The 1250-nt window shown below is 54.1% G+C and carries 1 rRNA gene; it reads right to left on the reverse strand.

The annotated features are described in order from the left end of the window. Positions 1-1250 (reverse strand): 23S ribosomal RNA (locus tag AB3X95_RS38900); the annotation flags it as partial.

Genomic DNA, 1250 nt, shown 5'->3' on the forward strand with positions numbered 1-1250 from the left:
CTTCGCTTCCGAAGAAGCTCGCGCCACACCCTTGAGTCCTGTGCCCGGATTTGCCAAGGCACCCTCTCCAATGCAGCGACCGGGACTTCCAACACCCGGACAACCTTCCGCGATCCGTCCCCCCATCGCATTTCACAATGGTGCAGAAATATTAATCTGCTTCCCATCAGCTACGCATTTCTGCCTCGCCTTAGGGGCCGACTCACCCTACGCCGATGAACGTTGCGTAGGAAACCTTGGGCTTACGGCGAGGGGGCCTTTCACCCCCTTTATCGCTACTCATGTCAGCATTCGCACTTCCGATACCTCCAGCACACTTTCCAGTGCACCTTCGCAGGCTTACGGAACGCTCTCCTACCATGCACATAAATGTGCATCCGCAGCTTCGGTATATGGCTTAGCCCCGTTACATCTTCCGCGCAGGACGACTCGATCAGTGAGCTATTACGCTTTCTTTAAAGGGTGGCTGCTTCTAAGCCAACCTCCTGACTGTTTTAGCCTTCCCACTTCGTTTCCCACTTAGCCATATTTGGGGACCTTAGCTGGCGGTCTGGGTTGTTTCCCTCTTGACACCGGACGTTAGCACCCGATGTCTGTCTCCCGTGATTGCACTCTTCGGTATTCGGAGTTTGCTATGGCGTAGTAATCCGCAATGGACCCCACAACCATGACAGTGCTCTACCCCCGAAGGTGATACACGAGGCACTACCTAAATAGTTTTCGGAGAGAACCAGCTATTTCCAGGTTTGTTTAGCCTTTCACCCCTATCCACAGCTCATCCCCTAACTTTTCAACGTTAGTGGGTTCGGTCCTCCAGCACGTGTTACCGTGCCTTCAACCTGGCCATGGATAGATCACCTGGTTTCGGGTCTACACCCAGCGACTGGACGCCCTGTTCGGACTCGCTTTCGCTACGCCTGCCCTAATCGGTTAAGCTCGCCACTGAATGTAAGTCGCTGACCCATTATACAAAAGGTACGCCGTCACCCCTTGCGAGGCTCCGACTGTTTGTATGCATGCGGTTTCAGGATCTGTTTCACTCCCCTCCCGGGGTTCTTTTCGCCTTTCCCTCACGGTACTGGTTCACTATCGGTCGATCACGAGTATTTAGCCTTGGAGGATGGTCCCCCCATCTTCAGACAGGATTTCACGTGTCCCGCCCTACTTCTCGTACACCCAGTTCTTTCACACTGTTTTCGCCTACGGGGCTATCACCCGCTATGGCCGCACTTTCCAGAGCGTTCGGCTAA

It is taken from the genome of Paraburkholderia sp. BR13444 (assembly GCF_040948755.1).
GTDB classification, from domain to species: domain Bacteria; phylum Pseudomonadota; class Gammaproteobacteria; order Burkholderiales; family Burkholderiaceae; genus Paraburkholderia; species Paraburkholderia youngii.